The 25,611-nt window shown below is 73.3% G+C and carries 28 protein-coding genes and 1 other RNA gene; 14 read left to right on the top strand and 15 right to left on the bottom strand.

Annotated elements, in window-relative coordinates:
- Positions 1-28: 28 nt before the first annotated feature.
- Entirely contained in the window at positions 29-796 is a 768-nt protein-coding gene (gene yaaA / locus ACZ51I_RS02415; RefSeq protein WP_468870977.1) for a peroxide stress protein YaaA, read from the bottom strand.
- A gap of 217 nt (positions 797-1,013) precedes the next feature.
- On the opposite strand from yaaA, the gene ACZ51I_RS02410 reads away from it, so the two are divergent.
- Positions 1,014-2,456 carry an RNB domain-containing ribonuclease gene (locus tag ACZ51I_RS02410; protein ID WP_468870976.1) on the top strand — a complete coding sequence of 481 codons (1,443 nt, stop codon included), beginning with the start codon at positions 1,014-1,016 and terminating at the stop codon, positions 2,454-2,456.
- On the opposite strand, the gene ACZ51I_RS02405 is transcribed toward ACZ51I_RS02410, so the two are convergent.
- Together ACZ51I_RS02405 and ACZ51I_RS02400 are read right to left on the bottom strand one after the other, a co-directional pair.
- Positions 2,401-3,297, bottom strand: coding sequence for a hypothetical protein (locus ACZ51I_RS02405; RefSeq protein WP_468870975.1), 897 nt, complete (start codon positions 3,295-3,297; stop codon positions 2,401-2,403). The two genes, ACZ51I_RS02410 and ACZ51I_RS02405, sit on opposite strands and share 56 nt — an antisense overlap.
- The gene (locus ACZ51I_RS02400) at positions 3,294-4,067 is read right to left on the bottom strand and encodes a MerR family transcriptional regulator (protein ID WP_468870974.1); all 774 of its coding nucleotides are present in this window, start codon (positions 4,065-4,067) and stop codon (positions 3,294-3,296) included. The genes ACZ51I_RS02405 and ACZ51I_RS02400 overlap by 4 nt, the downstream gene beginning before the upstream one ends.
- A gap of 91 nt (positions 4,068-4,158) precedes the next feature.
- On the opposite strand from ACZ51I_RS02400, the gene rnpB reads away from it, so the two are divergent.
- An RNA gene (rnpB, locus tag ACZ51I_RS02395) (RNase P RNA component class A) lies at positions 4,159-4,557 on the top strand.
- 60 nt (positions 4,558-4,617) lie between these two features.
- Here the strand turns inward: rnpB and ACZ51I_RS02390 are convergent.
- Positions 4,618-5,115 carry a DUF1203 domain-containing protein gene (locus tag ACZ51I_RS02390; RefSeq protein WP_468870973.1) on the bottom strand — a complete coding sequence of 166 codons (498 nt, stop codon included), beginning with the start codon at positions 5,113-5,115 and terminating at the stop codon, positions 4,618-4,620.
- A 294-nt stretch (positions 5,116-5,409) separates the two neighbouring features.
- Between ACZ51I_RS02390 and ACZ51I_RS02385 the strand changes: the two genes are divergently transcribed.
- The 3 genes from ACZ51I_RS02385 (at position 5,410) to ACZ51I_RS02375 (ending at position 7,448) form a co-directional block, all read left to right on the top strand.
- Positions 5,410-5,871 (top strand): VOC family protein, encoded by a 462-nt coding sequence (locus ACZ51I_RS02385; protein WP_468870972.1) that lies wholly within the window; start codon positions 5,410-5,412, stop codon positions 5,869-5,871.
- Between the two features lie 91 nt (positions 5,872-5,962).
- A complete protein-coding gene (locus tag ACZ51I_RS02380; RefSeq protein ID WP_468870971.1) occupies positions 5,963-7,045 on the top strand; it encodes an excalibur calcium-binding domain-containing protein in 1,083 nt (360 codons plus the stop codon).
- A gap of 79 nt (positions 7,046-7,124) precedes the next feature.
- Complete coding sequence (locus ACZ51I_RS02375; RefSeq protein ID WP_468870970.1) at positions 7,125-7,448, top strand: nuclear transport factor 2-like protein; 324 nt, start codon at positions 7,125-7,127, stop codon at positions 7,446-7,448.
- Between the two features lie 49 nt (positions 7,449-7,497).
- Here the strand turns inward: ACZ51I_RS02375 and ACZ51I_RS02370 are convergent, their stop codons facing one another.
- Both ACZ51I_RS02370 and ACZ51I_RS02365 read right to left on the bottom strand, forming a co-directional pair.
- Complete coding sequence (locus ACZ51I_RS02370) at positions 7,498-8,274, bottom strand: SDR family oxidoreductase (RefSeq protein ID WP_468870968.1); 777 nt, start codon at positions 8,272-8,274, stop codon at positions 7,498-7,500.
- Between the two features lie 225 nt (positions 8,275-8,499).
- Complete coding sequence (locus ACZ51I_RS02365) at positions 8,500-9,501, bottom strand: Gfo/Idh/MocA family protein (RefSeq protein WP_468870967.1); 1,002 nt, start codon at positions 9,499-9,501, stop codon at positions 8,500-8,502.
- Between the two features lie 82 nt (positions 9,502-9,583).
- On the opposite strand from ACZ51I_RS02365, the gene ACZ51I_RS02360 reads away from it, so the two are divergent.
- Positions 9,584-10,861, top strand: coding sequence for a Bcr/CflA family multidrug efflux MFS transporter (locus tag ACZ51I_RS02360; RefSeq protein WP_468870966.1), 1,278 nt, complete (start codon positions 9,584-9,586; stop codon positions 10,859-10,861).
- 9 nt (positions 10,862-10,870) lie between these two features.
- Complete coding sequence (locus tag ACZ51I_RS02355; protein WP_468870964.1) at positions 10,871-11,875, top strand: small ribosomal subunit Rsm22 family protein; 1,005 nt, start codon at positions 10,871-10,873, stop codon at positions 11,873-11,875.
- On the opposite strand, the gene ddaH is transcribed toward ACZ51I_RS02355, so the two are convergent.
- Positions 11,872-12,702, bottom strand: a complete 831-nt coding sequence (ddaH, locus tag ACZ51I_RS02350) for a dimethylargininase (protein ID WP_468870962.1) — start codon at positions 12,700-12,702, stop codon at positions 11,872-11,874. The genes ACZ51I_RS02355 and ddaH overlap by 4 nt on opposite strands.
- A gap of 142 nt (positions 12,703-12,844) precedes the next feature.
- Between ddaH and ACZ51I_RS02345 the strand changes: the two genes are divergently transcribed.
- Positions 12,845-13,477, top strand: coding sequence for a TetR/AcrR family transcriptional regulator (locus ACZ51I_RS02345; RefSeq protein WP_468870961.1), 633 nt, complete (start codon positions 12,845-12,847; stop codon positions 13,475-13,477).
- Between the two features lie 101 nt (positions 13,478-13,578).
- Positions 13,579-14,358: a bifunctional DNA primase/polymerase gene (locus tag ACZ51I_RS02340; RefSeq protein WP_468870959.1), complete on the top strand. Its 780-nt coding sequence runs from the start codon at positions 13,579-13,581 to the stop codon at positions 14,356-14,358.
- A gap of 79 nt (positions 14,359-14,437) precedes the next feature.
- Here the strand turns inward: ACZ51I_RS02340 and ACZ51I_RS02335 are convergent, their stop codons facing one another.
- Genes ACZ51I_RS02335 through efeO form a run of 4 tightly spaced genes read right to left on the bottom strand, consistent with a single transcriptional unit; the run spans position 14,438 to position 18,751 of the window.
- On the bottom strand, positions 14,438-15,466 hold the full coding sequence (locus tag ACZ51I_RS02335; RefSeq protein WP_468870958.1) for an SCO2278 family lipoprotein: 1,029 nt from the start codon (positions 15,464-15,466) through the stop codon (positions 14,438-14,440).
- Complete coding sequence (efeU, locus tag ACZ51I_RS02330; protein ID WP_468870957.1) at positions 15,423-16,304, bottom strand: iron uptake transporter permease EfeU; 882 nt, start codon at positions 16,302-16,304, stop codon at positions 15,423-15,425. The genes ACZ51I_RS02335 and efeU overlap by 44 nt, the downstream gene beginning before the upstream one ends.
- An 18-nt stretch (positions 16,305-16,322) precedes the next feature.
- A complete protein-coding gene (gene efeB, locus ACZ51I_RS02325) occupies positions 16,323-17,585 on the bottom strand; it encodes an iron uptake transporter deferrochelatase/peroxidase subunit (RefSeq protein ID WP_468870956.1) in 1,263 nt (420 codons plus the stop codon).
- 11 nt (positions 17,586-17,596) lie between these two features.
- Positions 17,597-18,751 carry an iron uptake system protein EfeO gene (efeO, locus tag ACZ51I_RS02320; protein WP_468870954.1) on the bottom strand — a complete coding sequence of 385 codons (1,155 nt, stop codon included), beginning with the start codon at positions 18,749-18,751 and terminating at the stop codon, positions 17,597-17,599.
- Between the two features lie 206 nt (positions 18,752-18,957).
- On the opposite strand from efeO, the gene ACZ51I_RS02315 reads away from it, so the two are divergent.
- Positions 18,958-19,626 carry a PhzF family phenazine biosynthesis protein gene (locus ACZ51I_RS02315; protein WP_468870953.1) on the top strand — a complete coding sequence of 223 codons (669 nt, stop codon included), beginning with the start codon at positions 18,958-18,960 and terminating at the stop codon, positions 19,624-19,626.
- A 35-nt stretch (positions 19,627-19,661) separates the two neighbouring features.
- On the opposite strand, the gene ACZ51I_RS02310 is transcribed toward ACZ51I_RS02315, so the two are convergent.
- Positions 19,662-20,312 (bottom strand): biliverdin-producing heme oxygenase, encoded by a 651-nt coding sequence (locus tag ACZ51I_RS02310; RefSeq protein ID WP_468870952.1) that lies wholly within the window; start codon positions 20,310-20,312, stop codon positions 19,662-19,664.
- Between the two features lie 112 nt (positions 20,313-20,424).
- Positions 20,425-21,282 carry a type I methionyl aminopeptidase gene (gene map, locus ACZ51I_RS02305; RefSeq protein ID WP_225805100.1) on the bottom strand — a complete coding sequence of 286 codons (858 nt, stop codon included), beginning with the start codon at positions 21,280-21,282 and terminating at the stop codon, positions 20,425-20,427.
- A gap of 59 nt (positions 21,283-21,341) precedes the next feature.
- On the opposite strand from map, the gene ACZ51I_RS02300 reads away from it, so the two are divergent.
- Entirely contained in the window at positions 21,342-21,575 is a 234-nt protein-coding gene (locus ACZ51I_RS02300; RefSeq protein ID WP_468870949.1) for a hypothetical protein, read from the top strand.
- A gap of 27 nt (positions 21,576-21,602) precedes the next feature.
- Here ACZ51I_RS02300 and ACZ51I_RS02295 read toward each other — a convergent pair whose 3' ends face one another.
- Positions 21,603-22,898, bottom strand: coding sequence for an MFS transporter (locus ACZ51I_RS02295; RefSeq protein WP_468870948.1), 1,296 nt, complete (start codon positions 22,896-22,898; stop codon positions 21,603-21,605).
- Positions 22,899-23,026: 128 nt separating this feature from the next.
- Here ACZ51I_RS02295 and ACZ51I_RS02290 point away from each other — a divergent pair, with 128 nt between their 5' ends.
- The 3 genes from ACZ51I_RS02290 to ACZ51I_RS02280 all read left to right on the top strand — a co-directional run bounded on the left by ACZ51I_RS02290 (position 23,027) and on the right by ACZ51I_RS02280 (position 24,635).
- A complete protein-coding gene (locus tag ACZ51I_RS02290; protein WP_468870947.1) occupies positions 23,027-23,629 on the top strand; it encodes a hypothetical protein in 603 nt (200 codons plus the stop codon).
- Between the two features lie 47 nt (positions 23,630-23,676).
- Complete coding sequence (gene npdG / locus ACZ51I_RS02285; protein WP_468870945.1) at positions 23,677-24,375, top strand: NADPH-dependent F420 reductase; 699 nt, start codon at positions 23,677-23,679, stop codon at positions 24,373-24,375.
- A gap of 80 nt (positions 24,376-24,455) precedes the next feature.
- Positions 24,456-24,635 carry a hypothetical protein gene (locus tag ACZ51I_RS02280; protein ID WP_468870944.1) on the top strand — a complete coding sequence of 60 codons (180 nt, stop codon included), beginning with the start codon at positions 24,456-24,458 and terminating at the stop codon, positions 24,633-24,635.
- On the opposite strand, the gene ACZ51I_RS02275 is transcribed toward ACZ51I_RS02280, so the two are convergent.
- Positions 24,632-25,426, bottom strand: coding sequence for a site-2 protease family protein (locus tag ACZ51I_RS02275; protein WP_468870942.1), 795 nt, complete (start codon positions 25,424-25,426; stop codon positions 24,632-24,634). The two genes, ACZ51I_RS02280 and ACZ51I_RS02275, sit on opposite strands and share 4 nt — an antisense overlap.
- Positions 25,427-25,611: the final 185 nt, after the last annotated feature.

Genomic DNA, 25,611 nt, shown 5'->3' with positions numbered 1-25,611 from the left:
CGAGCGTTGCGGAGGGTGCAACGTCCACCTAGTGGATCTCGTCCACGAGCACGTCCAGCGCCCCCGCCTTCCCGCTCTCCTCCACCACGTACCGCAGATCCCGCAGCGCCTCCGCCAGCTCCGCCGGCGACCCGGGCTCCGCACCCGCCTCCAGGAGGCTCCGCACGATCCGGCCCTTCGTCGCCTTGTTGAAGTGACTGACCACCTTCCGGGTCGGCGCGTGCAGCACCCGTACCGTCGCCGTCCGGGCCGCGACCTCCCCCTTGGGCTTCCACGCCGACGCGTACGCCGACGAGCGCAGGTCCAGGACGAGCCCGTCCCCGGCCGCCTCCGGCAGCACCGAGGCCATCGCACCCCGCCAGTGGGCGCCGAGCGCCCCGAGCCCCGGCAGCTTGACCCCCATCGAGCAGCGGTAGGACGGGATCCGGTCCGTCACCTTCACCGCGCCCCAAAGGCCCGAGAACACGAGCAGCGAGTTCCCCGCCCGCTTCCGCGCCGCCGCGTCCAGGGTCGCCAGGCCCAGCGCGTCGTACAGCACGCCGGTGTAGATCTCCCCGGCGGGACGCGCTCCCGCCGTCCGCAGCTCCGTGTTCTTCGCGACCTCGCCGCGCAGCCCCTCGCTCAGGCCGAGCACCTCGCGCGCCTTCTCCTCGTCGGCGGCACACAGCTCGACCAGCTCGTCCAGGACCGCCGCCCGCGCCTCCGCGAGCCCCGGCAGGGACAGCGACTCCGGCTTGAGCGGCGCCCCGCGCCCCGAGGAGGCCTTGCCTTCGGAGGGCGGCAACAGCACGAGCACGGTGGTTCTCCTTCGTACGGTACGGGGATGGGGGTGCGGCCCCGGCCGTCCAGCGTACGAGGTGCCGAGCCTTCCCCCGCCCACGCACGAGGTCCCGTCCGGCGTACGGGACATCGCCCCTTCGCCGTACGAGGCGCCGGTCCCTCCGGCGTACGAGAATCCGCCCCGCCCAGGTGTACGAGGTGCCGGTCGCCGCCCGGCCCCCTACGCTCGGTCCATGCCCCGCCGCCCTATACACGTGACCGGCGCAGCCGAGGCTCCGCTGCGGGCCGCCCTGCGCGCACTCCGTACCGAGCTCGCGATCCCCGAGGACTTCCCGCCCGCCGTCCTCGCCGATGCCGAGGCCGCCGCCAAGAACCCCCGCCTCCCCTCGTACGACGCCACCGACCTGCCCCTCTTCACGATCGACCCGCCCACCTCCACCGACCTCGACCAGGCCATGCACCTGGCCCGCCGGGCCGACGGCGGCTACCGCGTCCACTACGCCATCGCCGACGTGGCCGCCTTCGTCACCCCGGGGGGCGCGATCGACGCCGAGGCCCACCGGCGCGTCCTCACCCTCTACTTCCCCGACGGCAAGGTCCCCCTCCACCCCGCCGTCCTCTCCGAGGGCGCCGCCAGCCTGCTCCCCGGCGAACCCCGCCCGGCCCTCCTCTGGCGCATCGACCTCGACGCCGAGGGGCGGAGGGTGGCGACCGACGTCCGCCGCGCCCTCGTCCGCAGCCGCGCCAAACTCGACTACGCGGGCGTGCAGCGGCGGATCGACGACGGGACGGCCGAGGAACCGCTCGCGCTCCTCCGGGACATCGGCCGGCTCCGCGAGGCCCTCGAAGCCGAACGCGGCGGGATCTCCCTCAACGTCCCCGAGCAGGAGATCGTCGAGCGCGACCACACCTACTCCCTCGCCTACCGCGCCCCGCTCCCCGCCGACGCCTGGAACGCCCAGATCTCCCTCCTCACCGGCATGGCCGCCGCCGACCTCATGACCGCCGCCGGAACCGGCATCCTGCGCACCCTCCCCACGGCGCCCGACGGCGCCGTCGCCCGGCTGCGCCGCTCCGCACACGCCCTCGGCGTCGACTGGCCGCACCACGTCTCGTACGCCGACGTCGTCCGCTCCGCCGACCCCACGAACCCCCGCCACGCCGCCTTCCTCCAGGAGTGCACCACCCTGCTGCGCGGCGCCGGCTACACCGTCTTCACCGACGGCCACGTCCCCGACCCCGCCCTGCACGCCGCCGTCGCCGACGAGTACACCCACTGCACCGCGCCGCTGCGCCGCCTCGTCGACCGGTACGCGGGCGAGCTGTGCGTGGCGGCGGTCGCCGGGGACGAGCCGCCCGAGTGGGTACGGTCCGCCCTGCCCGCCCTGCCCGACGAGATGGCCACCGGCGCCCGCCGCGCCAACACCGTCGAGCGCGAGAGCGTCGACATCGTCGAGGCGGCGCTCCTGAAGGAGCGGATCGGCGAGGTCTTCGACGCGTACGTCATCGACGTGAAGGAGCGGGAACCGGCCGTCGGCACCGTCCACCTGGACGACCCGGCGGTGGTCGCCCGGATCGAGGGCGGGGAGGCGAAGCTGCCGCTGGGGGAGTGGCTGCGGGTCAGGCTGTCGGCAGCGGACCCGGGGACGTCGAAGGTGCTGTTCGCGCCCGCGTGAGCGCGCCGTACAGGGCCTTGGGGTCGTCGGCGTGCACGCGGACCAGCCGCACGGGGCGGGGCGCGCCGAGCAGCCGGGGCGCGTCGACCGGCTCGGTCAGTTCGATCGTGAGGGAGGTCTGGGAGCCGACGGCGAGGTTCAGCTCGCCCTCGCGCTTCTCGTGCGAGAAGAGGGATTCGCGGCGGACGGCCGCGATCCGGTCGAGCGGGACGGGCACGTCGACGTGCGCGCCCTGCCGCAGCCGGAGGACGCTCCCCGTGAGCGTGTGCGGGCGGGTCACGGCGGCGGCGTGCAGCCCCAGGACGAACAGCACGGTGTAGACGTCCAGGACGAGGAAGACGGCGTGGACGACGGGCCACTCGTCGAGCAGGTAGGACATGCCGACCGTCTCGACCAGACACACGAACGCGAAGCCGTACATCAGCGCCGCCTGATCCCGGGCGTGCGGGAAGACGCCGTCCGCGCCCGCCACCCCGTGGGGCCGCCGCGCGACCCACCGCCCGAGGCTCGCCAGGAGCCGCAGCTCGTGGCCGAGGAGCCGCAGGACGGGCTCGGGCACCAGCTCGCCCAGGGCCTCCCGGGCGGAGAGCCCGCGCCGCCGGAGCCGGAGGAGGACGAACCCCTCGGCGGCGAGGAGGCCCAGCACGAGCAGTTCCCCGGCGAGGAGCACGGCTCCGGGTATCCGCGCCCCGGCGAGCAGACCGACGAGGAGCACGAGCTCGGCGGGCAGCGCGACGTACGCGACCGCGCGCAGGAGCCGCGGCCGCCGCCGACGGCGCGGCACCTGTCCGCGCGTGATCCGACCGCCCAAAGGCCTCCTGGCCGCCCCCGCGCTCGTCATCGCTCAGCCTCCCCCTGCTCCGTCATGACTTCCCTCCGTCGTGCCACGGCCAGTTCCATCGCCCGCCGTACCGCCGCGGACTGGGCGGGGGCGAGGTCCGCGAAGAACGTGTCGGCGAGGCCCCCCGCGCCGGCCGGGGGCAGCTCCACGGCGATTCCGTCCGGCAGGACGTCGGCCAGGGCACGGGCCGCCCCGTCCACCCGGGGATCGTCCACCTCCGCGTCCGCGAGGGCGTCGAGGAGCCCGTACAGCTCCCGCGCGCTGCCCGCCGCCCCGCGCATCAGCTCCATCAGCCGGACTCGCTCCGCCTCGGGGGCGACGACGTCGAGGAGGGCCAGGATCTCCCGGTCCTTCGCCGCCATCGGGGACCCGGGCAGCTCACCCAGGCCGGCGAGCAGCGCCGCCAGCTCGGGCGACACGGGCCCCTCGGCGGGCAGCCGCCCGGCCCGCGCCTCGGCGAGGAGCGGGGCGAGGCGCTCCCTGCGCCCCCGGATCACCGCCTCCTGCCGGGCCAGGTCGTCCTCCAGCTCCTCGAGCACGTCCACGAGCTCCCGCCCCTCGTCGTCGGCGAGGACGCCCCGCACCTCGTCGAGCCCGAGCCCCAGCTCGGCCAGCCGCCGGATCCGGGCGAGCAGCACGGCGTCCCGGACGCCGTACTCCCGGTACCCGTTGGCCCGCCGCTCGGGCTCGGGCAACAGCCCCGACTGGTGGTAGTGCCGTACGGCCCGGGGGGTGACCCCGACGAGCGCGGCGATCTCACCGATACGCATGCGCCCAGTAGAAACCCTGACGTCGCGGCAAGGTCAAGCGGCGGCGGGCGGCCTGGTCGCCTTCGCCAGGTAGCATGGTCGGCACGGCAGACGAGCCGGGCGGACGGCCGCGTGGAGATCCTCGGATCTCCCCGAGGAACGTCCGGGCTCCACAGAGCAGGGTGGTGGCTAACGGCCACCCGGGGTGACCCGCGGGACAGTGCCACAGAAAACAGACCGCCGGGGACCTCGGTCCTCGGTAAGGGTGAAACGGTGGTGTAAGAGACCACCAGCGCCTGAGGTGACTCAGGCGGCTAGGTAAACCCCACTCGGAGCAAGGTCAAGAGGGGACACCCCGGTGTCCCTGCGCGGATGTTCGAGGGCTGCTCGCCCGAGTCCGCGGGTAGACCGCAGGAGGCCGGCGGCAACGCCGGTCCTAGATGGATGGCCGTCGCCCCGACGACCGCGAGGTCCCGGGGCACAGAACCCGGCGTATAGCCCGACTCGTCTGTCGGCCCCCGTGGGAAGGGCCCCTGGCCAGGCATTTCGCCTGGTCGGGGGCCCTTCGTCATCAGGGGCGCCGGACCTCGAAGTGGAAGCAGCCGTACTCGACCGCCCGGACGTGCACCAGGGCCACGGCCGGGTCGGCGAAGGCCTCGGTGAGGGCCTGGTCGAAGCCTTGGGCGGGCGTTTCGGGGAGCTCCAGGAGGCGGCCCCCGACGATCCGCCCGGCCGCGTCGTAGCGGCGGAGGGTGCGGAGCGCGCCCGTACGGGAGAAGGGGTACGTCTCCGAGGGCGCGGGGCCGCCGCAGCCGTCGGCGTGGATGAAGACGGGCCCCTGCTCGTCGTACGCGCCGGGCTCGGCACCGGTCTCGGCGGCCCAGCGGCGCAGGGGCGCGTACGAGACGAGGGCGATCCGCTCGCCGGGGGCGGAGAGGCGCAGGCAGCAGCGGAGGGGATCGCCGCCCTCGGCGGCGGTGTGCGGCACGCAGACCTGTCCGGCGTCGTCGACGGCGCGCAGCCGGGCGAGGGCGGTGGGGGAGATGGCACGGGCGGAGTAGGTGGTCATGGCGCCAGGGTGGCCGGGGGCGGTACCGCGGCGCTGGCGAAATTCGGACACCGCGCTGGGGGCGTGACGTCCGCGGGGTGGGGGTGGGTGTCGGGGTGGGACCGTCCTCGAGGCCCGGGCGGTGCCGGGGGTGGGTGTGCGACTCCCGGAAAGAGGGGTCACACCAGAAGCCCTCGAAGCCGGACCGCACCGACAGCCTCCGAGACCCGCCCCCTCGAAGTCCGCCCGATCCCGGCGGGTCCCCCTCGGCTTCGGTACGGTCGCCTCGCGAGCCGCTACGAACGGAGCCGTCCGATGAGCCGTCAATTCCAGGTCACCTTCGACGCGCACGACCCGCGCGCGCTGTCCTCCTTCTGGCGCGACGCGTTGAGGTACGTCCACCCCGGGCCGCCCGGGGTCGAGTTGCCCGACGGTGCCGACCCGCTCGCCGCCTGGGACGAGTTCCTCGCGCGGATCGGCGTACCGGAGGAGCAGCGCAACTCGCGGTCCGCCATCGAGGACCCCGACGGGCACGGCCCGCGGGTGTTCTTCCAGCAGGTTCCCGAGGGCAAGGTCGCCAAGAACCGCGTCCACCTCGACGTCCGTGCCGCCCCCGGGCTCCAGGGCGAGGAGCGGATGGCGGCGCTCGAAGCCGAGTGCGACCGGCTCGTCGGCCTCGGCGCGAAGCGGGTGCGCCGCTTCGAGCCCGCGCCGCCGATGGGCGCCGGCCACATCGTGATGGCCGACCCCGAGGGCAACGAGTTCTGCCTGGACTGACGCGCGGCGCCCCTGGGTGCGGCCGGTGAACGCGCAGGTCATACCCTGTGTGCGCCGAGATGTCGTCAGGGAGGGGCAGGGTCGGGTGGGCGTGTCTTCGGACAAGGGGCAGGGCCGGGACGTGCCGTGGTGGCGGCGGCCCGGGTTCGTCGTCTTCTGTCTCGTCGTCCTGCCGCCCCTCGGCATCCTGCTCGCCTGGCGGAGCCGTTGGTCCCCGGGGCGGAAGGTGCTCGCGACCGTGCTGTCCGGCGTCTGGTTCGTGGCCATGGGCACGAGCGATCCGCCGGCGGACCAGCCCGCGGTGGCCGACGCCGAGCCGCGGGCCGGCAGGTTTCCGTCCTTCACGCCGTACACCCCGCCCACCCCCACCCCGCCCCCGGTCGTGAGCCGGGTGGTCGCCGACTACATCGGCCAGAACCTGGAGACCGCGTCGCGGGCGGCGTACGAGGCGGGGTTCCGGGCGCGCTCGCACGACGCCACCGAGGACGACAGGATGCAGCTCGTCGACGGCAACTGGAAGGTCTGCTTCCAGGAGCCGGCCGCCGGGGAGACCGCCACGACCGAGGAAGGGCGGCGGATCCGGATCGAGTTCGCCGTCGTCGAGACGAGCAGCCCCTGCCCGGCGCGGGACGGGGAGGCCGTCGTCTTCCCCAAGGTGCCGAACGTCGTCGGCAAGACCTTCGAGGCCGGCTCCGCCGTCCTCCGGAAGGTGGGCCTCACCGAGATCCGGGGCGCAAGCGCGTACACGGACGTCGACCTGGCGGCCCGTCACGACGACTGGCGGATCTGCTTCCAGGACCCGGAGGCGGGTGAGGACGTCGAGCGGCCGGAGTACATGTCCGTCCGTCTCTCCCTCGCGCGGCCCGGTCTCTCCTGCCCCTCCGAGGAGTACGCCCGGCTGAACCCGGACCCCGACCCCGACCCGGATCCCCATCGCCATGGCTCCGGCTCCGGCTCCGGCGGATCCGGCTCCGGCTCCGGCTCCGGCTCCGGCGGGTCCGGCTCCGGCTCCGGCTCCGGCGGTTCCGGTGGCTCCGGCGGTGGCGGACTCGCCTACTACAAGAACTGCGACGCCGTCCGCGCCGCCGGCAAGGGCCCCATCTACCGCGGTCAGCCCGGCTACCGCTCCGGCCTCGACCGCGACGGCGACGGCAAGGCCTGCGACTGGTCCTGACGCTTCCGGACCGCTGTCGGAGGGACCTCACGGCCGGGGTGCGCGGTGGGACGGGCCTCGCGGGTGTACGGGTGGAGGCATGACGATCTCCGTGAAACAGCTCAGCGACCCGGCCGTCCGTGCCTTCGTCACGGCCCTCAACGCCCACGACGAGGCGGCCCTCTACGAGGCCCTGACGCCCGACGCGACCATGTCCGACGACGGATCCGACCGCGACCTCCGGGAGTGGCTCGACCGCGAGGCGCTCTCCTCGCGCGGGCACATGGACGTCGAGTCCGAGGCGGACGACGGGCGCGTGCTCGTCGCCCGCTACCGCAACGACACCTGGGGCGAGATGCGCACCAAGTGGGCCTTCACCGTCGACGGCGGGAAGATCTCCCGCTTCGAGACCGGCCAGGCCTGACCGCCGTCGGCCGGGGGTGGGGCGGCATCACACCAGCCCCACCCCCGTCTCACCCCCTGCCGATGTACGGCATCGCCGTCGCCATCACCGTCGCGAACTGCACGTTCGCCTCCAGCGGCAGTGACGCCATGTGCACCACGGTCGCCGCCACGTCCGCCGCGTCCATCACCGGTTCCACCGCCAGCTCCCCGTTGGCCTGGAGGATCCCCGTCCGCATGCGGGCCGTCATCTCCGTCGCCGCGTTGCCGATGTCGAGCTGACCGCAGGCGATCCGGTACGGGCGGCCGTCCAGCGACAGGGACTTCGTCAGGCCCGTCATCGCGTGCTTCGTCGCCGTGTACGCGATCGAGTGCGGGCGCGGCACGTGCGCCGAGATCGAGCCGTTGTTGATGATCCGGCCGCCCTGCGGGTCCTGCTCCTTCATGGTCCGGAAGGCCGCCTGGGCGCAGAGGAAGGCGCCCGTCAGGTTCACGTCGACGACCGCGCGCCAGGTCGCCGGGTCCAGGTCCTCAACGGGGACGCCGCCGCCCGCGAACGTACCGGCGTTGTTGAAGAGCAGGTCGACCCGGCCGTAGCGGTCCCGTACCGCCGTGAAGAGGTCCGTGACGTCCCGCTCCGAGGTCACGTCCGTCGGGACGGACAGGAAGTCGCCGGCCGGGAGGGCCGCGGCCGTCTCCTCCAGGGCCTCGGCCCTGCGGCCCGCCAGGGCCACCGACCAGCCGGCCGCCGCGAGGGCCAGCGCCACGCTCCGGCCGATGCCCGACCCGGCTCCCGTCACCACTGCGATGCTCATGGGCGCGCAGCGTACGCGAGACGCGTGCCCCATGAACTCATCCGTCCGACACGTGGATGTTCTGTACCCGACAACGTGAGGTCGTCGGGGCCCCCTCGAATGACGGACGGACGGCATCCGTCTGGGGAGGGGCACATGACCCACGTACAGCACTCGGAGGAACACGCGCCGACTTCCGTACGGTCCCGTAGGTGACCCGGCCGGGCGCCCCCGTCACCACCGCCGCCTCCTTCGTCACCGAGGCGGGCAACCCGGGCCTCACGCCCGCGTGAGGACGGCCTCCTGCGGATAGCGGACGCCGACCCGGTCCCGTACCGCGTCGAGCGTCCGCATCACCGCGAGCGAGCCTTCGAGCGGGACGAGCGGGGACTCCGTCTCGCCCGCCCGCAGGCAGCGCATCACCTCGGCGGCCTCGTGGCGGAGGGGATGCGGGTCGTCCGCCGCCACGAACTCCTCCGGCTCGTGGCCGTGGCGGTGCAGGGTGAACCGCTCGGGGAAGAAGAAGCCGCGCGGGACGTCGATCCTGCCCTTCGTGCCCGTCACCGAGGCCGTCAGGGGGGTGTCCGCCTCCAGCGAGCAGGACAGCAGTGCCGAGGCGCCCGAGTCCCAGCCCAGCAGCATGCCCGTGTTCACGTCGACGCCCTCCGGTGAGAGGAGCGCGTGCGCGTGGACCGTGGACGGCTCGCCGAGCAGCAGCTGTGCGAACGACACCGGGTACACCCCCAGGTCGAGCAGCGCCCCGCCGCCCAGCGCCGGGTCCCGCAACCGGTGGCCGGCGTCGAAGGGGCCCGCGAGGCCGAAGTCCGCCTGGACCGTGCGGACCTCGCCGATGGCGCCCTCGCGGACGAGCTCGGCGATCCGGCGGATCAGCGGGTTGCAGTACATCCACATGGCCTCCATCAGGAAGAGGCCGCGGTCCCGGGAGAGGGTGACGAGTTCCTCCGCCTCGCCGGCGTTGAGTGTGAGAGCCTTCTCGCAGAGCACCGCCTTGCCCGCCTCCAGGGCGAGGCCCGCCGCCGCGCGGTGCGCGTGGTGCGGGGTCGCCACGTACACCACGTCGACGTCCTCGTCGGCGAAGAGCCCGGCCCACTCCCCGTACGCCCGCGGAATCCCGAACCGGTCCGCGAAGGCCCGCGCCGACGCCTCCGTACGGGACGCCACCGCGACGACCTCCGCTCCGTCGAGCGTCAGCAGGTCCGTGGTGAACCGCTCCGCCATACCGCCCGTCGCCAGGATCCCCCAGCGCACCGTGTCACCCATGTCCCCACCCGTCCCGAAGAGGTCTCGACCATGCCGGTCGAGCTGAGAGCATAGGCAAGGTTTCAACGAAATGGAGCGGTCGATGCCGGAGAGCGGCCAGAAAACCACGCAAGGACACATAACCGAACCTGCCGTCGCCGCCACCCGGCGGACGGGGCTCCTCGTCACCCTCGTCCTCGGCGGACTGACCGCCCTGCCCCCGCTCTCCATGGACATGTACCTCCCGGCCCTGCCGGAGGTCACCGGCGCGCTGCGGGCTCCCGCCGCCACCGTCCAGCTCACCCTCACCGCCTGCCTCGCCGGCATGGCCCTCGGGCAGCTCGTCGTCGGCCCCATGAGCGACAAGTGGGGACGTCGGCGCCCGCTGCTCATCGGCATGATCGTGTACGTCCTCGCCACCGCCGTCTGCGCCCTCGCGCCCACGGTCGAACTCCTCGTCGGCTTCCGGCTGCTCCAGGGCCTGGCCGGCGCCGCGGGCATCGTCATCGCCCGCGCCGTCGTCCGCGACCTGTACGACGGCGTCGAGATGGCCCGCTTCTTCTCCACCCTGATGCTGATCTCCGGCGCCGCCCCGATCGTCGCCCCGCTCGTCGGCGGACAGATCCTGCGGCTCACCGACTGGCGGGGCGTCTTCCACGTCCTCACCGCCATCGGCGTCCTCCTCACCGCCGTCGTCTGGCGCTTCCTCCACGAGACGCTGCCCGCCGAGCGCCGGCACGAGGGCGGGGTCGGGCAGGCCCTGCGCACCATGCGGGGGCTCCTCGCCGACCGCGTCTTCACCGGCTACATGCTGACCGGCGGGCTCGCCTTCGCCGCCCTCTTCGCGTACATCTCCGCCTCGCCGTTCGTCGTGCAGGAGATCTACGGCGCCTCCCCGCAGACCTTCAGCCTGCTCTTCGGCCTCAACTCCGTCGGGCTCGTCGCCGTCGGGCAGATCAACGGCAAGCTCCTCGTCGGCCGCGTCAGTCTCGACAAGGCGCTCGGCTGCGGCCTCGGCATCATCCTGCTCGCCGCGACCGCGCTCACCCTCATGACCACCGGCGTCTTCGGCGAGACCGGCCTCGCCCCCGTCGCCGCCGGACTCTTCGTCCTGATGTCCGCGATGGGCCTCGCCATGCCCAACACCAACGCCCAGGCCCTGATGCGCACCCCGCACGCCGCCGGCTCCGCCTCCGCCCTCCTCGGCACCTCCTCCTTCCTCATCGGCGCCGTCGCCTCCCCGCTCGTCGGCATCGCGGGCGAGCACACCGCCGTCCCCATGGCGGTCGTCCAGCTCGCCTGCGCCGTCCTCGCCCTCGCCTGCTTCCTGGGCCTCTGCCGCCCCTGGCGCACGACGGAAGCCCAGGCCCGGCCCGCCTAGACTGTCTCGGTGAACGCCTCCGCTCCCTCCGCCGACTCCCTGCGCGCCGCCCTCGCCGCGCTCCTCGACGGGCTGCCGCCCAACCGGACGGCCCAGGCCGTCGAGCGGCTGATCGCCAGCTACCGGGGCACCACCCCGACGGACGCCCCCGTGCTGCGCGACCGCTCCGACGTCGCCGCGTACGCCGCGTACCGGATGCCGGCGACCTTCGAGGCGGTACGGGGCGCCCTCGACGCCCTCAGGGAGGCCGCGCCCGACTGGGAGCCGCGCACCCACACCGACGTCGGCGGCGGCACGGGCGCGGCGAGCTGGGCCGTCGCCGAGGCCTGGGCGGAGGAGCCGCCCCGCACCACCGTCCTCGACTGGGCGGAGCCCGCGCTCGCGCTCGGCCGCGAGCTGGCCGGCGGGATCCTGGACGCCGAGTGGCGGCGCGAGCGGATCGGCGGCGCGCTGCGCCTCGCCGAGGCCGACCTCGTCACCGTCTCGTACGTCCTCAAGGAGCTGACGGAGGCCGACCGGACGGCGCTCGTCACCGAGGCGGCCCGCGCCGCGCAGGCCGTCGTGATCGTCGAGCCCGGCACCCCCGACGGCTACGAGCGGATCATCGCCGCCCGCACCCTGCTGGTCGGCGCCGGGTTCACCGTCGCCGCGCCCTGCCCGCACAGCGGGGCCTGCCCGATCGTGCCCGGCACCGACTGGTGCCACTTCTCCGCCCGGGTGAGCCGCTCCTCGCTGCACCGGCAGGTGAAGGGCGGGTCCCTGCCGTACGAGGACGAGAAGTACGCGTACGTCGTCGCCGTCCGGTTCCCGGTGACCCCGGCCCCCGCGCGCATCACCCGCAGGCCGCAGATCCGCAAGGGCCAGGTGCTCCTGGAGCTCTGCGGGCCCGAGGGTCTTGCCCGCGACACGGTCACCAAGCGGCACGGGCCCCTGTACAAGCAGGCCCGCGACGCGGAGTGGGGCGACTCCTGGCCACCGGAGGAGGACCGCCAGGGGCTGTCGGACAGCCCCTAGGGGCGCAGCTCCTGGGTGCAGCACTTCACGCTGCCGCCGCCCTTGAGGAGTTCGCTCAGGTCCATGCCGACCGGCTCGAAGCCGCGGTCGCGGAGAGGGCCGAAGAGGCCCACCGCCGTCTGCGGCAGCAGGACGTGCCGGCCGTCGCTCACCGCGTTGAGCCCGAGGGCCGCCGCGTCCTCGCCCGTCGCGATCAGGGCGTCGGGGAAGAGCCGGGCGAGCACCGCGCGGCTGCCGGGGGAGAAGGCGTCCGGGTAGTACATGACCTCGTCCCGGGCGTCGTCCAGGACGGACAGCGCCGTGTCCAGGTGGTAGTAGCGCGGGTCCACCAGCTCCAGGCCGATCACCGGGCGCCCGAAGAACTCCTGCGCCTCGTCGTGCGAGAGCGGGCTGGAGCGGAAGCCGCGGCCGGCGAGGATCCAGGAGGCGGTGACGGCGAAGTCGCCCTCGCCCTCGTTCACGTGCTCCGGGACCCGCACGTCCTCATCCGCCCAGCCGTTCCGGCGGAACCAGGCCACGTGCGCGTCGGCCTCACGGGACCGCTCCGGATAGGCGAACTTCGCGCCGAGGACCCGGCCGCCGACGACCGTCGCGCCGTTCGCCGCGAAGACCATGTCCGGCAGCGCCGGGTCGGGCTCCAGGAGCTCCACCGTGTGGCCGAGCGAGCGGTAGCGGTCGCGCAGGTCCTCCCACTGGGCGAGGGCGAGCGGCAGGTCGACCGGTTTCGTGGGGTCCATCCAGGGGTTGATGGAGTACGTCACCGTGAAGTGCGTGGGTGGGCACATCAGATAACGGCGGGGCGAGGACATGCGCGGAGTGGGGCGCAATGAAGCCTCCTCACGGAGAGCGGTGGTGAGCGGTGGACCCCATGGTCCGCTCTCGGCGGCCTCCGCGCTGTGGACCGTTCGGGTGGTTCCCGCACCACTCACATGCGAGACGCCGCGTCTCGTCCACTGCTAGATTGAGGCCATGTCCGAGACCAGACCCCCCAAGGCGGCCCCCGACGCCTCCCGCCGCAGCGAGCGCTCCCGCCGCGCCATCTTCGACGCCGCCCTCACCCTCGTCTCCGAGGCCGGCTACGCGAAGACCACCGTCGAGGGCATCGCCGCCCGCGCCGGCGTCGGCAAGCAGACCATCTACCGCTGGTGGCCCTCCAAGGCGGCCGTCCTCCTCGACGCCTTCCTCGACCTCGCGGCCAGGGCCAACGAGGCCCTCGGCGGCGACGCCGACAGTGAGATCCCCGACACCGGGGACCTCGCCGCCGACCTCCGGTACGTCCTGCGCGCCACCGTCGACGAGATGACCGACCCCGCCTTCGACGGCCCCTCCCGCGCCCTCGCCGCCGAGGGCCTCGTCGACGCCGAGCTCGGCGCCCGCTTCACCGAGGCACTGCTCGAACCCCAGCTCCAGTACTACGTGCGCCGTATCGAGGCCGCCCAGGCCGCGGGCGACATCGACCCCGGGATCGACCCCCGCCTCGCCGTCGAACTCCTCGTCGGACCGCTCCACCACCGCTGGATCCACCGCACCCTGCCGCTCACCCACGCCTACGCCGACAGCCTCGTCGACCTGGCGCTGCGCGGTCTCGCCCCCCGCTCCTGAGCACTGGAAGCACCCCGGTTCCGCACTCCGGTCACCCGGAGAGCAGGATGGTGGGACCATGGGCAGAGCCGAACGGGCGAGCATGAGGTGTGAGGGGATAGATGGGCGACGGCATCGGCCGCTACCGCGGCACGGAGAGCAAACTCGCACAGTGGCTGCGCAGGCGCCCCAAACGCACCGCGGCCGACGACGAGAACGACCGCGAGAAGCTGCTCCTGGCCAGCGCCGCCGCCGGGCTGCCCCTGGCCCCCGCCGCGTACCCCGTGGGCTACAGCTGTTCCTGTGAGCGGATCGGCTGTCCCACCCCCGGTCGCCACCCCGTCTCCTTCGCCTGGCAGACGCAGTCGACCACCGACCGCGCCCAGATCGAGCGCTGGGCGCGCAACGCGCCCGAGGCGAACTTCGTCACCGCCACCGGCATGGTCCACGACGTCCTCGACGTGCCGCTGGCCGCCGGCCGCGCCGCTCTGGAGCGCCTCCTGGCCGAGGGCGTCGAGGTCGGGCCCGTCGCCGAGTCCGCCGACGTCGACACCGTCGGCGGCCGCATGCTCTTCTTCACCGCCACCCGCGGCACCCCCGAGGACGAGGACGAGTGGTGGCCGTGTGAGCTGGACTGCCACCCGGAGACGATGGACGAGCACCCGGGGCTGCGCTGGCACTGCCGCGGCAGCTACGTCCTCGTCCCGCCGGCCCGGCTCCCCGGGGACGAGGACGCCCACCCGGTCGTCGCCTGGGTCCGTGGGCCCGAGCATCCGCTGCCCGACCCGCTGAACCTCCTGGAGACCCTCCAGGACGCCTGCGCGCGTCACGTGGCCGAGCGCGAGGCGGACGGGGACGGGGAGCACACGGCCCACGAGATCGCCTGGCCGCTGACCCGCTGACCCGCTGACCCGCTGACCCGCTGACCCGCGGTCGCCCTGAGCCGTCGCCCGCTGACGACGGACCTGCCGGGCGGGAGGGTTACGAGCCCTCCGCGCCCACCACGCCCTGGAGCCGGCTCGCGACCGTGACCGCGTTCCGCTCCGTGCCCGCCGGCTTCACCAGGACCGCCTGGCTGGACACCCACTCCCGGGTGACCGTGTTCTTGATCTCGCCGGTCAGCAGCGCCTTGGTGTCGGGGCCGACCTTCGGCCGGTAGCCCTTCGCCGCCGTCTGCCGCTCGAAGTACCGGGTCGCGAAGAAGACGAGCGCGCCGCCGTCCCGGGTCCGCAGCCCGAGCGGCGCGAAGTCCCCCTGGTCCGTGACCCGGTCGAGGTACTGGGTGGCCATGCCCAGCCGCTTCGCGGTCTTCCGCCGCTCCGCCCGCCACACCGTGGTGTGCATGCCCGGAGCGAACTTCGCCCCGCCGTCCTTGAGATACGCCACGTACTCCTTGCCGAGGTCCCGGGGCGCGACCGCGAGCGCGTCGGTGTCCGCGGCGACCGGCACCGCGTACCCCTCCTCCTCGGCGAACTCGGGCACGTCACCCCGGGGGAGGATCGTGAGGTAGGCGGCCTCCCACAGCTGCTCGGGCCCGTTGCGCACGAAGACCAGCAGCCAGCGCTGGTCGCCGGAGGACCGGTTGGACGCCGTGTCCGCCACGAACCAGCGCGGCCAGCCCGCCTTCCGGGGCAGCACGAAACGCGCGTCGGTCAGTGCGAGGGGCTTGTGGTCAGGGTTGCCGCCGGGGGTGCTGATCGACCGCGCGCGCAGGCCCGCCTGGTTGACCTCCCCGAGCGGACCGGTGACCCGGCCCGCGTCCAGGGCCGGGTCGTACGCCTTGTCGGCCCGGTTGTAGGCCGCCGTGAAGTCCGCGAGTGCCTGCGCGGCCTCGGCCTTCGTGGCCGGCGGCAGCAGCGCCAGCTCGCCGTGCACGGTCACGCAACCGCTCGCCGTCAGCGACAGGACGGCCGCCGCCGCCGTCGCCGCGAGGAACCCCGCCGGTCGGCGGACCCCCCGCGACCGCTCAAGCGTTCGTCCCGGCGCTCGCCTCAGCCTCAGCCTGCTCATCGGTCGCCTTCTGCTTCTTCACCCGCACGGACGGACCCGACCCTATCGGGGCCAGGAACAGCGCGAGCGTCGGGATCAGATACAGCGCCCACACCGTGACCTGAAGGACCGTCGGGTCCGGCTGGAAGTTGAGGACACCCTTGAGGAGCGTGCCGTACCAGCTGTCCGGCGGGATCGTCGCCGAGATGTCGAAGGCCTTGTCCGCGAGGCCGCCGAGGAAGCGGGCCTCCTGCAGGTCGTGCACGCCGTACGCGAGCACGCCCGCCGCCACCACGACCAGCATCCCGCCGGTCCAGGTGAAGAACTTCGCCAGGTTGATCTTCAGCGCGCCCCGGTAGAACAGCCAGCCGAGCAGGATCGCGGTGAGCAGCCCGAGGAGGACCCCGGCCAGCGGCGCGTACGTGCCGTCGGAGGAGGCCCGTACCGACGCCCACACGAAGAGCGCCGTCTCCAGGCCCTCGCGGCCCACCGCCAGGAAGGCGGTGGCGACCAGCGCGCCCGTGCCCATCTGCAGGGCCGCGTCCAGCTTGCCGTGCAGCTCCGCCTTGAGGTGCCGGGCCGTGCGCCGCATCCAGAAGACCATCCAGGTCACCAGGACCACCGCGACGATCGACAGCGAGCCGCCGAGCAGCTCCTGCGCCTCGAACGTCAGCTCCTGGGAGCCGAACTCGAGCCCGGCGCCGAAGGCCAGGGCCACGCCGACGGCGACGCCGATGCCGATCCAGATCGGCTTCAGCGCGTCACGGCGCCCGGTCTTCACCAGGTACGCGATGAGGATGCAGACGACCAGACTGGCTTCGAGGCCCTCGCGCAGGCCGATCAGATAGTTACCGAACACGTCGGTTCCCCTCCTCGATCACGAGAACAGCGCCCGGCCCCACCAGTCGTCCTTGTCCCGGACGCCCGGCGGGATCGCGAACAGCGCCGAACCCACGTGCTGGATGTATTCGTTGAGGGCGTCGGACGCCAGCGAGGTCTGCACCGGGATGAAGCCGGTGCGGACGTCCCGCTGGTACGCCAGGAAGAACAGGCCCGCCTCCAGGCGGCCGAGACCGTCCGTGCCGTCCGTGAAGGAGTAGCCGCGGCGCAGCAGCGTCGCCCCGTTGTTGCTGTCCGGGTGGGCGAGCCGGACGTGCGAGTCCGGCTTCATCGCCTTCAAGAACGGCTCGTCGTGCTCCTTGGCCTTGCCGACGGGAGCGCCCTCGCGCTTGTCGCGGCCGAAGATGTCCTCCTGCTCGGCGAGCGGGGTGCGGTCCCAGGTCTCGACGTTCATGCGGATGCGGCGGGCCACGAGGTAGGAGCCGCCGTCCATCCAGGCCGCGGCGCCCTCGGCGTCCTTTCCGGAGACCCACACGTGCTTCGCGAGCCGGTCGGTCTCGGTGCCCGCGATGTTGCGGGTGCCGTCCTTGAAGCCGAAGAGGTTGCGCGGGGTCTGGGCGTCCGGGGTCGTCGAGGACGTCTTGCCGAAGCCCAGCTGCGACCAGCGCACCGCGACCTTGCCGAAGCCGATCCGCGCGAGGTTGCGGATGGCGTGCACGGCGACCTGCGGGTCGTCCGCGCAGGCCTGCACGCAGATGTCGCCGCCGCTGCGCGCCGGATCCAGGTTGTCGCCCGGGAACCTGGGCAGGTCCACCAGGGCCCCGGGCCGCTTGTCCTTGAGGCCGAAACGCCCGTCGAACAGGGAGGGGCCGAAGCCGATCGTGAGGGTGAGGCGGGACGGCTTGAGCCCCAGGGCCTCGCCCGTGTCGTCCGGCGGGGCCTCCGGCAGACCGCCGTAGGCGCCCTCGCCGACCTCGGCGCCGGCCGTCATCCGCTCGGCGGCCCGCGTCCAGTCCTTGAGGAGCTGGATCAGCTCGTCCCGGTCCTTCGTCTTGACGTCGAAGGAGGCGAAGTGCAGCCGGTCCTGCACGGCGGTGGCGATGCCGGCCTGGTGCGGGCCGTGGAAGGGCACGGCCCCGTGGTCGTCGGCGACGGGCACGGCGGTGTCGTCGTCCCGGATCAGCAGGGCGGCGCCGCCGGCCGCGGCGGCACCGAGCGCGAGCCCCGCACCGCCCCAGCCGATGACCGTACGGCGGGAGGGCGCGGCGGCCTGCTCCGTGGTGGTGGTCTCGTCGCTCATGGTTCCCCCTGTTACTTCACGACCGCGGCGGCGAGCTTGGAGAGCGGCTCCGCCAGCGCGTTGACGCCGTCGGAGAGCTCCTTGCGCTCGTCCTTGCCGACCTTGTCGTACGAGGTGAAGACGTAGCCGCTCTTGTCCGTGCGGTACTTGTCGAGCAGCGTGTTCAGCGCGGCGAACTGCTTGTCGAGTTCGGCGACGAGCTTGGCGTCGTTCTTCACGGCGACCGGCTTCAGCAGCTCGAAGGACTTCTGCGCGCCCTCGACGTTCGCCTTGAAGTCGACGAGGTCGGTGCGGGAGTAGCGCTCCTCCTCGCCGGTGACCTTGCCGCTCGCGACCTCGTCCAGGAGCTCCTTGGCGCCGTTGGCCATGGAGGTCGGGGTGATCTCGGCCTTGCCGACCCGCTTCACCCAGTCCGCGAGGTCCTTGTCGAGGAGGTCGGCGAGCTGCTTCTCGCGGTCGCCGATCTTCTTGTCCTGCCAGAGCGCCTTCTCCAGGCGGTGCCAGCCGGTCCAGTCCTTCACCGGGTCCTGGCCGTCCTCCAGGCCGTCCTCGCGGACGTCGACCTTGGGGTCGATGTCGCCGAAGGACTCGGCGACCGGCTCGGTGCGCTCCCAGCCGATGCGGGACTCGGCGTAGGCCTTCTTCGCGGCCTCGACGTCACCGGCGCGGACGGCGTCGGTGAAGACCTTCACCTTGGGGAGGGTCGCGTCGGCCTGCGCCTGGACGTACTGGCGGTAGGCGGCGACGGCGGCGTCCATCTCGGGGGAGCGCTTGGCGGCGGCCTTGCCGCCTGTGGCCTTGACCTCCTGGCGGATGCCGTCGCCCTTCATGCCGGGCTTGCAGGCGATGGCGTAGTCGCCGGCCTTGATCTCGGCGGTGATGGTGGCCTTGGTGCCGGGGCCGATGTTCTCGCGCTCGGTGACGATCCGGTCGTCCGGGAAGAGGACGTAGACCTCGGTGATCTTGGAGCCGCGGTTCTCGACGGCCAGCTTCACGTGCCCGGCCGGGAACTCCTTCTTCGAGACCTCGCAGGAGTCGTCCTTGGCGACGACGGTGATGGCGTCGTCGCCCGCCTTGGAGTCGCTTTTCTCGGCGCAGCCCGTGACGGCGGTCAGAGCGGCCGCGGTCGCGGCGGCGGTGACGACGGAGAGGCGGACGGCTCGCATGAGGACTCCAGGAACGCGGGGACGGACTGAGGCGGACCTAACTTAACCGAGGCTTACCTCAGCATCCCCCGCGCGTCCAGTGATTCAGCTCTCAGGCCGGGCGTACCGGACACAGGCGAGTCACAGGGGCTCCATCGGGTCCCCATGGCTTGGTCAAGGGCAGGTCAAGGAGGGGCTCGTCCCGCCCCGGGTGGTTGAATTCCGGCATGAACACGACGGCCACTGACATCGACGTCCTCCGGGTCTTCTGTGCGGGCGACGGCCGGCACGGCAACCGCCTCGGAGTCGTACGGGACGCGCGGACCCATCCCGACGAGTCCTCCCGGCAGGCCCTGGCCAAGGAGCTCGGCTTCAGCGAGACCGTGTTCGTGGACGACCCGGAGCGCGGGATCGTCGACATCTACACCCCCGGCATCCGCCTGCCGTTCGCCGGACACCCGGTCGTGGGCGCCGCCTGGCTCCTCGACCTGGAGGTCGTCCGCCCGCCCGCCGGCGAGGTCTGGGTGCGCGGCGACGGGGAGTTCACCTGGATCGAGGCGCGCCCCGAGTGGGCCCCGCCCCGCACCCTGCGCCGGTACGGCTCCGTCGCCGAGGTCGAGGCGCTCGAGGTGCCCGAGCCGGGGGAGTGGATCTACGCCTGGGCCTGGGAGGAGGAGGCCGCCGGCCGGATCCGGGCGCGCGGCTTCCCGGGGCGCGGCGACGGCATCGACGAGGACGAGGCGACCGGCGCGGCGGCGCTGCTCCTCGCGGCCGAGCTGGGACGGGCCCTGAACATCACCCAGGGCCGGGGCTCGCAGCTGCTCACCGCCCCCGGGCCCGACGGCATCGTGGAGCTGGGCGGCCGGGTCCTCCTGGAGGGAACGCTCACGCGCTGACCCTCGGGCGAGGATGCCGGGCCGCCGGGGTCCCTTCACGCGCTCAAGGGGTACTCCCCGGCCAGCTCCCGGAAGACCGCGCAGTTGAAGCCGAAGGCGCGCCCGCACTCGTCGACGATCCGCTGCTTCTCCAGGTCGTCGGCCTCCAGCCCGTCGAGCAGCTCCCGGTACGCCCGCTTGAACGCCGCCGGGTTGGCGATCCCCTCGAAGACGTAGAAACGGACACCGTCCCCCGCGCGGTCGAAGCCCCACGTCCGCTCCGCCCTGTCGCGGATGATCTGCCCGCCCGACAGGTCCCCCAGATAGCGCGTGTAGTGGTGGGCCACGTAGCCGGCGGGCCAGTCACGGGCGCACTCGGCGATCCGCGCGGCGTACGCGGCGGTGGCGGGCAGCGGTGCGAGCCCCGTACGCCATCCGGGGCCCCGCAGGTGCGCGAGGTCCTGCTCCAGGGCGGCCGTGCGGAACAGCTCGGGCCGGACGAACGGCCCGGCGACCGGGTCCTCGCGCAGCGCCTCGGCGCCCTCCTCGAGTGCCCGGTACACGAACCAGAGCTGCTCGGTGTAGCGCGCGTACGCGTCGACGGCCAGACGTCCGCCCAGCAGGTCCCCCATGAAGGGCGAGGTCTCCGCCCGCGTGTGCTGCTCGCGCGAGGCCGTGCGGATGAGCGTCGAGAACGGCGTGGTCAAAGCGTGCCTCCGGGACCGAGCGGACGGGAACCAGCGGCGCCGGCGAGGCAGGCCTGCCCGAGCCGGCTGGTTCCCGACGTCCTGTCGGTAAAAACGCTACCCGCTCGGCGGCTCAGGGCAACGTGAGGATCTCGGCGCCGCTCTCGGTCACCACGAGCGTGTGCTCGAACTGCGCGGTCCGCTTCCGGTCCTTCGTCACCACGGTCCAGCCGTCGTCCCACATGTCGTAGTCGTGGGTGCCGAGCGTCAGCATCGGCTCGATCGTGAATGTCATGCCGGTCTTGATCTCGGTGGTGTGGTGGGGCGAGTCGTAGTGCGGGACGATCAGGCCGGAGTGGAACGACGAGTTGATGCCGTGCCCGGTGAAGTCGCGCACGACCCCGTAGCCGAAGCGCTTGGCGTACGACTCGATGACCCGCCCGATGATGTTGATCTGGCGTCCCGGCTTCACCGCCTTGATCGCCCGGTTCAGGGACTCCCGGGTGCGCTCCACGAGCAGCCGCGACTCCTCGTCGACGTCACCGCACAGGTAGGTGGCGTTGTTGTCTCCGTGGACGCCGTTGATGTACGCGGTGACGTCCAGGTTCACGATGTCGCCGTCCCGCAGGACGGTGGAGTCCGGGATGCCGTGGCAGATGACCTCGTTGATCGAGGCGCACAGCGACTTGGGGAAGCCGCGGTAGCCCAGCGTGGAGGGGTAGGCGCCGTGGTCGCACATGTACTCGTGCGCGACCCGGTCGAGCTCGTCGGTGGTGACGCCCGGGGCGATGTGCTTGGCGGCCTCCTCCATCGCCTGCGCGGCGATGCGGCCGGCGATCCGCATCCGCTCGATGGTGTCGGAATCCTGCACCTCTGGCCCGGTGTACGGGGCGGGGGCGGGCTTCCCGACGTACTCGGGGCGGCGGATGGAACCCGGAACGGAGCGGTGGGGGGAGAGCTCCCCCGGTACGAGAAGCGACTGGCCAGACATGCCAGCGAGTGTAACGACCGGGTCTGGGGCACCATGATCTTCGGAGGAAGGAGCCGACGATGGCCCTGTTCAAGAAGCGCACGGCGGGCAAGCCGGGCGAGTGGTACTACTGCCTGGAGCACAAGAAGGTCGAGGAGGGCCCCGACTGTCCGGCGAAGAACCGCTTCGGCCCGTACACCAGCCGTGAGGAGGCCTCCCACGCCATGGAGACCGCCCGCGAGCGGAACCAGGAGTGGGAGACCGACCCCCGCTGGCACGACGCCGGCGGGAAGGACCGGACGCCCGAGGAGTAGCGCTCCGCCGGGGGCGGCCGGGACCCGTCAGAGGGACCCGGCCGCCCCTTGCCGGGCGGTCTCCTGCTGGGCCTTGCGGCGCAGCGAGTCCTCGTCCGTCGCGGAGTCGTACGCCAGCAGCTTCGGCAGCACCAGACAGAGCAGCCCCACCGAGGCGAGGCACGCCACGCCACCCGTCCAGACGGCCGCCCGCGTGCCGGTCCAGCCGGCCATCGCGCCCGCCCGGACCTGGCCCAGTTGCGGGCCGACGCTGTAGGAGAGCACCTCGATGCCGGCGAGCCGGCCGCGCAGCTCCTCCGGGATCGTCTGGTTCCAGATGGTGGAGCGGCCGAGCCCGCTCAGCATGTCGCCCGCGCCCGCGAGCGCCAGGCACAGCAGCACCAGCCAGACGTTCCCGAACCATCCCGCCGCCGCGATCGCCAGACCCCACCCGGCCGCGCCGCCCGCCACGAGGAGTCCGTGGCGCCGCAGCTTCGAGGTCCAGCCGCTGGTCAGACCGAGGACGAGCGAGCCGGCCGAACCCGCCGCGTACATCAGACCGAGCGACCAGTCCGCGTCCAGCTCGTCCGCGAGGAACGGGAAGACCGCGTTCGGGAAGGCGAAGAGCATCGCCGCCAGGTCGATCGCGTACGTGCCGAGCAGCACCGGCCGCGACCAGGCGTACCGCGCCCCCTCCGCGATGCCCCGCAGCGAGGGCTTGTCCGCGTCGTGGGCGGGCGGCGCGGCAGCCAGCCGGCGGCACATCAGGACCGAGACCGCGAAACAGGCGGTCGTCACCCCGTACGCGGGCGCGTGACCGGCGTACGCCACCACCAGGCCCGCGATCGCCGGGCCCGCGATCGAGCCGAGCTGCCAGCGCAGCGAGTTCAGCGCGGCCGCGGCCGTCTGCTGCTCGTGCGGCACGATCCGGGCGAGCAGGGAGTCGAGCGCCGGACGCTGGAGTCCCGAGAACGCCGAGACCCCGGCCGCCACCACGTACAGCGGCCAGAGCATCGGCTCCGGAAGCAGCGCGTCGAGCAGCAGGAGCACGGCGAGCAGCCCGAGCCCCGCCTCCGTCCAGAGGATCACCTTCCGCCGGTCGACCGCGTCCGCGAGCGCCCCGCCGTACAGGCCGAACACCACGAGCGGCACCAGCTCGACCGCGCCCATCGCGCCGACCGCCAGCGGCGAACCCGTCAGCTCCTTGATCTGCAGCGGCAGGGCGATCATCGCCATCGCACTGCCGAAGTACGTCACGAGCCCCTGCACCCACAGGAGCCGGAAGTCGCGGGAGGAACGCCACGGCGCGAGATCGGGCAGCAGGGCGGAGAGCTTGGAGGACACAAGGGGTCATGGTCCGGCCGCCGGATGCCGGGCGGCAACCGAATTCCGCCGGCACGGGTGGTCCCGTACGGGTGGAAGCTCCCCCGATCGGCCACGCGCGGTCCCCGGCTCGGGCAGGATGCGGGCCCATGGATGCCGTACGGGTCGCCTTGCTGCGGGACGTGCTCGCCGGGACGGAGTGGCCGGGGGCGGCCCGCCGGTTCGCGGGCGCGCTCCGGTCCTCCCTCGTGCCGCACCGCGGCGGGCTGCTCCTGGTGGGCACGGAGCAGTACGAACCCTGGCACCTGGCGGCGCACCTGGCCGACGAGTCCGCCTGGTCGGGGCTCCCGGAGCTGGCGCCCACCCTGGTACGCCACCGGGTGCGGCCGGGTGCCCCGCCGCACCTCGCGGTCGGACTCGGCCGGCTGGAGGCCGCCGGGCGCGGGGCGACGCTCCTGATGGTCGCGCCGGAGCGGCCCGACGCCGGCCTCCTCCAGCGGGTCCACGACGCCCGGCGGGCCGGGGCGACGGTGCTCTCGCTCGACGGCGGCGACGAGGAGGTGCGGGGCCTCGCGCACGAGACGCTCACCGTGGCGGAGGGGGCCGAGGTCGACCTGGACACGGTGCAGCACCTGGTGAGCGCGGCGGCCGGCGAGAACAGCCTGCCGTCGCCGCGCGGGAGCCGCCGCTTCCGGGACCGGCTCTCGGCACTCGCGGACCGGCTGACGGCCCCGCCACCGGCCCGCTGGTAGCGCGCGGTCCGTCCCCGCCGCCCCGACCGGTCGGTAATGTCGGGGCCATGACTACGACTGACAGCAAGCCCGCCCCCAAGGACCCGTGGGACCTCCCCGACGTCTCCGGCCTCGTCGTCGGCGTCCTCGGCGGCACCGGTGACCAGGGCCGCGGGCTCGCCTACCGGCTCGCGAAGGCCGGACAGAAGGTGATCATCGGCTCCCGCGCCGCCGACCGCGCGCAGGGCGTCGCCGCCGAGATCGGCCACGGCGTCGAGGGCGCCGACAACGCCGAGACCGCCCGCCGCAGCGACGTCGTCATCGTCGCCGTGCCGTGGGACGGCCACGCCAAGACCCTGGAGTCCCTGCGCGAGGAGCTCCGCGGCAAGCTCGTCGTGGACTGCGTCAACCCGCTCGGCTTCGACAAGCAGGGCGCCTACGCCCTCAAGCCGGAGGAGGGCTCCGCCGCCGAGCAGGCCGCCGCGCTCCTCCCCGACTCCCGGGTCGCCGCCGCCTTCCACCACCTCTCCGCCGTCCTCCTCAAGGACACCTCCCTCGACGAGATCGACACGGACGTCATGGTCCTCGGCGAGGAGCGCGCCGACGTCGAGATCGTCCAGGCCCTCGCCGGCCGCATCGCGGGCATGCGCGGCGTCTTCGCCGGCCGGCTGCGCAACGCCCACCAGGTCGAGTCGCTCGTCGCCAACCTGATCTCCGTCAACCGCCGCTACAAGGCCCACGCGGGACTCCGCGTCACGGACATCTGAGCCGGAGGCCGGACGCTTCGGGGCATGGGGGACACTGGACGGGCACGACAGCCGCACCCGTCCCGTCAGGAGCCGACCCCATGCCCCGCCTCGCCCTCTACGCCCTCGTGGTCTGCGCCCTCGCCGTCACCGCGGCGGTCGTCTCCTTCGTCCAGGGCAGCTTCCTCGGCATCGTCTGGGTCCTCCTCGCCGGCCTCTCCTCCAACATGGCCTGGTACTACCTCCGCCGCGCGAAGACGCAGGCGCGCGCCGAGGGTTAGACCCGGCAGAACTCCGGGGACGCCTCCCAGAAGCGGAACAGCTGCGAGCCGCAGTACCGGCTCGCCTCCGGCACCCCGAGGGAGCGCAGCAGGGCGTCGATCGCGTCGAAGAAGGCGTCGTTGACCGCCGGCACGAACAGCAGCGCGATCACGATGAAGAAGCCGTACGGCGCGTACGGCTCGATCTGCCGCTTCACCTTGTACGACAGCCAGGGCTCCACCACCCCGTAGCCGTCGAGCCCCGGCACCGGCAGGAGGTTCAGGAGCGCGGCCGTCACCTGGAGGAACGCCAGGAACGCCAGCGCGAACCGGAAGGGGAGCGGCACGCCGTCCAGTGCGTCCAGCCAGAACGGCGCCGTGCAGACGAGCGCGAACAGCACGTTGGCCAGGGGGCCCGCCGCCGAGACCAGGCTGTGCTTCCAGCGGCCCTTGATCCGGCCCTGCTCGATGAAGACCGCACCGCCGGGCAGACCGATTCCGCCCATGATCACGAACAGCACCGGCAGGACGATGCTCAGCACGGCGTGCGTGTACGCGAGCGGGTTGAGCGTCAGATAGCCCTTCGCGCCCACCGTGATGTCCCCGCCGTGCAGGGCCGTCCGGGCGTGCGCGTACTCGTGCAGACAGAGCGACACCACCCAGGCCGAGGTCACGAAGAGGAACACCGCCAGGCCGGGCGAGGCGGCGAAGTCCGTCCACACCGCCCAGCCGGTGACGGCCATGACGGCGAGGATCGCCAGGAAGACGGGGCTGATCCGCCGTTCGTGGCGCCGGGTGGTGGCCGTGGTCATCGCGGGGGCTCCCAGAGGACGGAGGATCGGACGTGCGGGCAACGTACCGGCCCCGCCCCGAGTTCCAGCCCGGGGGCGGCGCCCCCGCCCCTTGTGGGCAGCCGTGCCGCGGGGCGGTGCCCCCGTCCGCCGCGGGCAGCCGTCCGGCTGAGCGGTGCCCGCCCCCTCCGCCGCCGCCGCCCGTT

This window comes from Streptomyces sp. NPDC034084, from assembly GCF_055575535.1.
The sequence above is the reverse complement of the archived record's forward strand: the minus strand, read 5'-3'. Positions and strand labels throughout refer to the sequence as shown.